The sequence below is a fragment of the Akkermansia sp. N21169 genome (genome assembly GCF_029854675.1).
GTDB lineage: Bacteria > Verrucomicrobiota > Verrucomicrobiia > Verrucomicrobiales > Akkermansiaceae > Akkermansia.
The window spans coordinates 1-7,854 of the sequence record NZ_JARWNC010000033.1 but is presented as its reverse complement, the minus strand read 5'-3'; the positions used below and the strand labels follow the sequence as shown (position 1 = coordinate 7,854).

Genomic DNA, 7,854 nt, shown 5'->3' with positions numbered 1-7,854 from the left:
CGGTAGTTCATCAATATCACATTAAAAATCAAAAAAGTTTCTTTTTAATAAGAAGTTTCCTGAATTTGAAACTTGACCTTAAAAGGAAACTTCACTAATTTTCTAACATCATGATGACGGAATGGACAATCCTGAATAATCTGCGGGAGAGAAACACCCTGATGGAAGGAATCCTCCGTTGGAAAGGGCTGCTCGACGAAGAGCTAATGACCTTTCACACGCAGGGGGGAGACTTCCTCGCTATCCCTGAAATAAAAAAAGCGCTGCCTCCCATCATCCTAGACCGATTTGTCAGCGAAGAGCGCGAACGAAAAAAACAGGGCAAGCCCCCGCGCCTGTTGCTTATTCCTTTTTTGTCTGAGGCAATTCTAAAACGTCTTGATGAGGAGGAACAGATCATGGCGGCGGACTTGTCCGGGAATGGTCTGATTAAGCAGCTCCCCATTTACCTTCGTTCTTCGGGCAGGCCCAATGCCTATCCCGACACCCGCAGGACATCGCGCCCCTACGACAAAATTGCCGCTCAGGCGGCCATGATTTTGCTGGAACAAAAAATGTGGCCTGGACAGAAACCCGTCTTGGACCGTATCGCACTGCGGGGAGGTTCGATGACCAAAGGGCAGTTGTCCAAACTGATTCCCTGTTACGAGGAGGACGGTATCCTGAGCAGGCCGGGAAGGTTTGAACTGATTGTTTACAATCCCTGTAAATTGCTGGACAGGCTTCGGGAACAGTGGCGTCCCCCCGTCACGGAAAAAGGGCAGGATTATATCGTTACTCCGGGGCTGGACAAGCGCAGAATTCTTCAAAAAGCCACGGAATGCGGAATTAAGTGGTGCCTTGCCCCACAATCTTCCCTGGGACGTTATGCGACCCTTGGGGAGAGCGGCCCTCTTTATCTATGGACGGAGGATCCCTCCTTTTTCCTGAAAGAAGGACAATTGGAAAAAACGGCCTCACCCGCTTTTTCCCAGTTGAATTTGACCATGGTAAAATCCCCTCTCGCGTATTTCCAAACGGAAAGGGACAAAAACGGACTGATCTGGTCCGGCCCGGTCATGACCTGGATTGAGGCGGCACGGGGCGACGCTCGCCAGCAGGAGACAGCCCATGCCCTGGCCCAAGCCCTTACCAGTTTCCACTATTCCACCTTGACTACATTCTCCCGCTTATGAAAACCTCTTCCTTTGGCATGAATCAATCCCTTCAAGAAATTTGGCCCCAGCTGCAACAGCTCGATCCGAATGTTCAGATAATCGGAGGATATGGCCTCTATCTGAAACAGACATGGCTGCGCGACTCTTTGGGAGCCGTCACTCATTTCATTCCAATGACTCAGTGGACAGGCGAAAGCATACCACGCACGACGAAAGATATGGATGTGGGAGTCAGTCCCTCATTGATTGCAAATCCCGGCAAGCAGGGAGAACTGGCTGAGGTCTTGCAAAACGCAGGTTTCCAGTATGTCGAATGGAAGAAACAGTGGGGTCTGTTCAAACAAGGAGAAGAAGGTGAGATTATTGAATTAGAATTCCACGCTCCGCTCCCTGATAACGAATACAGCAAAAACCTGCGAACCGATAGCCACCGGATCAAACCGCGTCCCTCCCTCCACTATGGCATCCATGGACGCACAAACCCGGAACTGATCGGACTGGCTCACCCCTTTTTCTTCGATCTGGACAGATTGCATCTGGCCATTCCCAACATCCTGACGGCGGCAACCATGAAACTTATGGCTTTTCAAGCCAGGTGGGAATCCTCACAGAATGTTGCAGGCAAATCCTCTGATCTTGACGAGGCGCAAAAGCATGCCAGAGACGTCTTTCGTATCGTGGCAATGGAAACGGAAGAAGAAAGGCGTAACCTCCAGGAACTTCGCCAACACTTGGAGCAACAGGAGCTCTACCACAAATGCCAAATCATAGTGGACGATTACTTTTCCGCCCCGGGACGGCAAGGCTTCGATTTCACTTCCCGTTACTGGCACAGAGAGTCACAAATGGCTATTGCACAGGAATTGAGACTCTGGTTTGCCCTTTGAGAAATAGATAAGCAAATGTTTCCTTTCAGGACAAAGTTTCTCAAAAGAGAAACTTATTCCCAAAAAGAAACTTTGTTGTACATCAACAATTAACACTGTGATTTGTATTGACCTTTTGAAGCTCGCATGAAGGAAAAGAAAGTCTTCGGCTGCCATTTGAAGGAATACAACGTAGAGCTCAAAGGACGTAAATTATTGCAGAAGGAAACATTCAAGCGAGCAGACAATTATACGGAAGAACTCCTTCTGGATAAACGGCAAAAACATGTTCGTCGTTTTCTAACGGCGGTCTTGGGAAAAAGGCCCCTACAAGAAAAGATTTTTACGCCTATGGTCAGGCTAGGCTCCTCTTCGTGCGAAGAGCGTTGGAGATCTTGTGTAAACATGAAGTAAAACTTTTTGCAGCAGCCATACCTAGAGGCATTCAAAAGCCCAAAGGGTGTGCCTCGGAAGACTATCTGCGAAAAGACTTGGTATTCCTGTTTGAGCGCTACGCTAAATTCCTTGAAAGACAACACACAAATGGATTACTCCTTCTGGACAGTGAGGAAGAAGTATTCGACAGCAAATTTACAAAACAGGTTCACAACTATTTCCTCCGGACGGATAAAGCCGACATATTGTCCCGGAACCTCGTTTTGTGGATTCCGTAAACAGTTACTTTATCGAGCTGGCGGACCTGTGCATCTACCTGCTGAACTGGGGGTACAGGAAAAACTGTTTCGAGAATATCCAGAATGACGAACGGAGAGAAGAACTCGTAACCCGCTTTGCCCCCCTTTTAGACGGAATGGTTTACTACTCCGATCCTCTCAACAAACGAAAAAGAATCTGTAGCCTGGTGCTGACAGATTCTCCATATGAGGGTAAAAAAGAGGTAATGCAATCGGAGCCACCAGGGGCCGCTCCTCAGCCGAACCTCTGCAAGGATTCAACCATACGCGGAGATAATTATCAAATTTTCTTTTGTCATCCTTTATTCGTGTCCATCCCTCCCTCTAGGAAAGACTGGCAATGGACGCCGAGGAACCGGCCAGACGGAGACGTTCGAGGACATTCTCCTCGGTGCCCATCAGTAGTTTTCCTACCCGCCCTCCATCTCAAACGTTCATCAATTCCTGCTGGGTAGCAGTCATCCTCCCGTTGAGGAGAAGGGAAGCCTGGCCCGCAAAGGAGAGATGGGGGTGGAGTATCGCATAGGTAGAAACAAAAAGACCTCCCCGTGTGCGCATCACTATCGAGTCAACGGACTAATAGGCTAGGCGGGGAAGGTTTGTTGCCCATAATGTTTCATATGCCTTGCCTATTGCCAATCATTTTGTGCCATTTTCGTATGTCATAAGGATCATTTCTGCTATGTTTCGATTCTGAGATTGCACTCTCCTTCTCCAAGGAATATTTTACAGAAATGTCGGATCAAAGTAACTTCCCCAATAATACGCATATTGAAAGCTTTTTGGATTACTATCCTGCATTGTCTACACCTCACTATGTCGTCTTGCTCACAGGAAAATGAGAAATTTATCAAAAACATCTAACACGATGAACGATGAGATAGGATTTGTTCTTGCTAATCTTACCCAAAAAAAAGAAGATTGACAAATTTTACGAAGAAATTATATTTTTTGAAATATTCCCAGACTTCTCATGCAAGAAACATTCCGTATCATCGTTGATAGTAAGATATACAAAAAAGAGGCTGTATTTGCAGCCAGTCGTGAGCTTACCCCTTTCGCTCAAGTTATCATCAATTCATTACAAGAATCTGATTTTGCAATTGATATTACTCCCCTCGATTCGTGTCCTCATAATATTCAATTTTTAGAACAAAAATTAAATATTATGCTTATTGATAGTCAAATTCGTATTGATCTCAATAATCAATTTGGAACCATTCGGGATCTGATTGTGAAGCAGGCATTCTCACCAATTGCCGATCTTAAACAGGAATTAAAAAAATCTTAATGAACTACCAACTTCTACCTTTTGAATACCGCCGTATTGATAATCGCATTCTTTTAGTAAATGAATGCGGAGATTATATTTGGGTTTCTCTCAACCATTTTGATAACATACGAAACAATATTTGGAATTCTTTGCCCGATGAATTACTACATCAACTGGAAAGTCGGCATTTCATAACACAACCAGAGCATTTGGCTACAGCTATTGAATTAAGTGCGGCCAAATACCGAACAAGAAAAGCTTTTTTGCGCGACTTTACTGTCCTGCATATGATGGTTATTACTTTAAAGTGTAATCATAAATGTGAATATTGCCAGGTATCCAGTGAAAAGGAGGATGCGTATAAATACGATATGTCTCCTGAAGTTGCCAGGAAGGTAATTGACAATATTTTCATGGCACCCAGCAAGCATCTCAAAATAGAATTTCAAGGAGGTGAGCCCTTGCTCAATTGGGAAACCTTGACCGCCGCTGTTCTTTATGCCAAGCAACTCAATAGGACCGCTGAAAAAAAACTATCCTTCGTTGTTTGCTCTAACATTTTTTCTTTAAATGATGAACATTTAAAATTTTTCAAAGAACACGATATTTATATTTCCACTTCTTTAGACGGACCAAAGGATTTGCATGATAGTCATCGCATTATGCGTACCAGTACTAGCAGTTATGATAAATTTGTCAAAAATTTGCAGCATGCACGAGAAATTTTGGGACACGACAAAGTTGCTGCCTTAATGACAGCTAGCAGTGATTCACTCAATAGAATTGAAGAAATCATAGACGAATACATAAAACTGGAATTCAATGGTATTTTCTTCCGCTGTCTCAATCCATACGGAGATGCTTATAAAAATAAACTCTACTATACTGCTGATCGATTTCTTGAAATGTATAAGAAAGGTATTGAGTATATAATAAAAATTAATAAACAAGGAAGAAAATTTGTCGAGTTCTATACTGAACTCCTGGCAAGACGGATTCTTACCCCATTTTCTACAGGTTTTGTAGATCTACAGTCTCCTTCTGGAGCAGGTATTAGCGGAGTTATTTATGATTTCAATGGAGATGTCTATCCTGCTGACGAAGGACGCATGTTAGCGCGTATGGGTAACACTCATTTTTGTATGGGAAATGTTTTTACTAACACATATCATGAAATTTTTGAGAGTGATATACTCAAAGAAATTGTTTCTTCAAGTTGTATTGAATGCATGCCTGGATGCTCGGAATGTGCATTTCGAACATATTGTGGTGTAGATGTGTTTAGAAATTATCTTGAAACAGGCAGCATCGCTAATGCCAGACCCGATAGCTTTTTCTGCAAAAAACAGAAAGGCATTTTTGAATATATTTTTTCAAAACTAGAAGATCAGGATTTTTTGAATATTATTCATTCTTGGATTGTTAAATAGAATAGAAAATTATGAGAGAATTTCAATTGCAACTATCTTATTCACAATTAGATGATACTGGAAAAACATTGCGTATTTCAAAACATAAAACATTTCGCGATAGAAAGAAAACTCTTTTACTTTCAAATGATGTTTCAAAAGCTTTTGGCTATCCTGCTATTGCCAAAGATACCGATCAATTGCAAGAAGGAGATATCGTCACTGTAAAATCAGATGGATCCTGTTATTTGGTATGGAAACAAGGCTCTATTCATAATTCTCTTTTTACAACGGATGCGTGTAACGTTCGGTGTATCATGTGCCCTCAACCTCCTAAAAAAGACGATCCCACAGTTCATGAAAGAAATTTAACCATTTTGTATCTCCTAAAAGAAGATCCAAAAGTTATCTGTATTTCTGGAGGAGAACCCACTTTGTTTCCAGACCGTATTATTGAATACTTCCGTATCATCAACAAAAAATTCCCTGCATGCCAAGTTGATATTTTGACCAATGCAGTAGCTCTTGCAGACTTTAATAAAGCCAAGCGTTTGGCATTGGCATCCCCATTAAATACAACATTTTGCGTATCACTTCATTCAGATGTCGCTTCATGCCAAGAATCTATAAATGGTCTTAAAGGAGGGTTCTCTAAAACGGTCAAGGGTATCACCAATCTAGCCAAGCTAAGACAACAAATTGAAATTAGGCCAGTTATAACAAAGAAAAATCACATTTATCTTCCAGACTTCGCAACATTTGTTTACAGAAATTTTCCATTTGTTGACCATGTGGCCTTCATGGGACAAGAAATAATTGGACATGCCCGAGATCACTATGATCAGATTTGGGTAGATCCTATAAATTATATCACCGGTTTATGCCAAGCTGTAAAAATTCTTGATAGAATGGGTATGAATGTTTCGATTTACAACATTCCCCTTTGCATTTTGCCTGAAGAATATCGACGTTTTGCGACACGATCGATTTCTGACTGGAAACAAGGGTATGTACCCGAATGCGCTTCTTGTTCTCAAAAAAACGAATGTTGTGGAATATTCTTGACGAGTGATTCTTACTTGACGAAAGGCATCAGTCCTATAGTATAGATCTCAGAAAGGAAGACAAAACCATGAAATGTAAATTTATCATAACATCAGTTTTAGGACTCTTGTCTCTGGCTGGAGGGGCTAAAGCTGATTCTCATGAGAACATTCAAACTGAACTGGAAATGCGCAATTCTCAGATCACTAACACCCAGGAAACCACTCCTTTGTATTTTGATCAGGCTATCACCGATAAGGATTTGCCGCGTGAAATGGGTCATTCTTCTCACAGTTCTCACAGCTCGCATAGTTCTCACAGTTCACACCGTTCAAGTTACTAAATCCAACACACCTTAAATAATAGGGCTGTCTCACTCAAGGCAAGTGAGACAGCTTTTTTTGTCAACTTATGATGCATTGAATCAGTTTTTCAGAAAAATACGGGAAAACTCACCACATATGTTTGAGGACTCAATCCCCTCCCCTTTTCAGGATGCCGCTTTTCCCGTTATTCCCGGCGTGACGGACCAGTTCTACACCCGCCTGGAGACCCTGCGCGGCAGGGTTCAGTAAATCAGGGCGGCTTGCCCATTTTCCCTCTCCTCTTCATGCCGGGGGAGTCCTGTTTTTCCCTTCGCCTTTTCCGGGGAAATCGTGGCATCTGTTTCCCTCTTCCTTCCTAATCTTTTCTTGATTGGAAAATTATTTATTTTGAATCTTGACACAAGGGATTTGAAGATTGATTGTGTAGAGTGACAGGAAGGTTTTTATTCCTGCTTTTCTGTCCTGTGTGTGCTCAAACCATTCATTTTGCGTCCTGTCATGAATACGCCTGTTTCAGATTCCGCCTCTCCGGCCTCCAATCCGGAAAACGCCACCCCCGCCTCCCGTCTGCCCGGGGCGGTCCCCTCGCTCTCCAGCAGCGCTGCTCCGGTTTCCAGTTCCTCTGCTCTCCCCTCGTCTTCGGCAAGCTCCAGCGCCCCCTCCTCGTCGGCTAGCTCAAGTTCTCTGTCCTCGTCGGCTAGTTCCAGTTCTCCCTCATCTTCGTCAAGCCCTCCCACGTCCTCATCGTCAAGTTCCAGCGTACCATCCTCCTCATCGAGCAGTAGCGTACCATCCTCCTCATCGAGCAGTAGCGTACCATCCTCTTCGTCGAGTTCCAGCGTGCCGTCTTCCTCGTCAAGCAGCAGTTCTTCTCCATCTTCTTCGAGTAGCAGTTCCTCTTCGGAGCCTTCTTCCAGTTCGTCCTCCGAGTCATCCTCCAGCTCCAGCAGCGCTTCACCCACCCAGGAAGACACTCCATGCCAGCCCTGCAACGATCCATGCAATGAAAGCTGCGCCAACGGGGACGGGGACTATGCCGGGCGCATCGGCTTTGGCGGCACGCCGGATGGCGGCATGTGCGAAG

General features: G+C 43.9%; 6 protein-coding genes. 5 read left to right on the top strand and 1 reads right to left on the bottom strand.

Annotation, left to right across the window (positions count from 1 at the left end; translation table 11 throughout):
* Window positions 1-110: 110 nt before the first annotated feature.
* The 5 genes from QET40_RS04005 to hxsC all read left to right on the top strand — a co-directional run bounded on the left by QET40_RS04005 (window position 111) and on the right by hxsC (window position 6,509).
* Complete coding sequence (locus QET40_RS04005) at window positions 111-1,175, top strand: hypothetical protein (protein WP_102727180.1); 1,065 nt, start codon at window positions 111-113, stop codon at window positions 1,173-1,175.
* 17 nt (window positions 1,176-1,192) lie between these two features.
* Complete coding sequence (locus QET40_RS04000; protein ID WP_280125891.1) at window positions 1,193-2,044, top strand: hypothetical protein; 852 nt, start codon at window positions 1,193-1,195, stop codon at window positions 2,042-2,044.
* 1,647 nt (window positions 2,045-3,691) lie between these two features.
* Window positions 3,692-4,009 (top strand): hypothetical protein, encoded by a 318-nt coding sequence (locus QET40_RS03995; protein WP_280125890.1) that lies wholly within the window; start codon window positions 3,692-3,694, stop codon window positions 4,007-4,009.
* Entirely contained in the window at window positions 4,009-5,421 is a 1,413-nt protein-coding gene (hxsB, locus tag QET40_RS03990) for a His-Xaa-Ser system radical SAM maturase HxsB (protein ID WP_102727176.1), read from the top strand. The genes QET40_RS03995 and hxsB overlap by 1 nt, the downstream gene beginning before the upstream one ends.
* An 11-nt stretch (window positions 5,422-5,432) precedes the next feature.
* Window positions 5,433-6,509 (top strand): His-Xaa-Ser system radical SAM maturase HxsC, encoded by a 1,077-nt coding sequence (gene hxsC / locus QET40_RS03985; RefSeq protein ID WP_102727175.1) that lies wholly within the window; start codon window positions 5,433-5,435, stop codon window positions 6,507-6,509.
* 704 nt (window positions 6,510-7,213) lie between these two features.
* Here the strand turns inward: hxsC and QET40_RS03980 are convergent.
* Window positions 7,214-7,789: a hypothetical protein gene (locus tag QET40_RS03980; RefSeq protein ID WP_280125889.1), complete on the bottom strand. Its 576-nt coding sequence runs from the start codon at window positions 7,787-7,789 to the stop codon at window positions 7,214-7,216.
* Window positions 7,790-7,854: the final 65 nt, after the last annotated feature.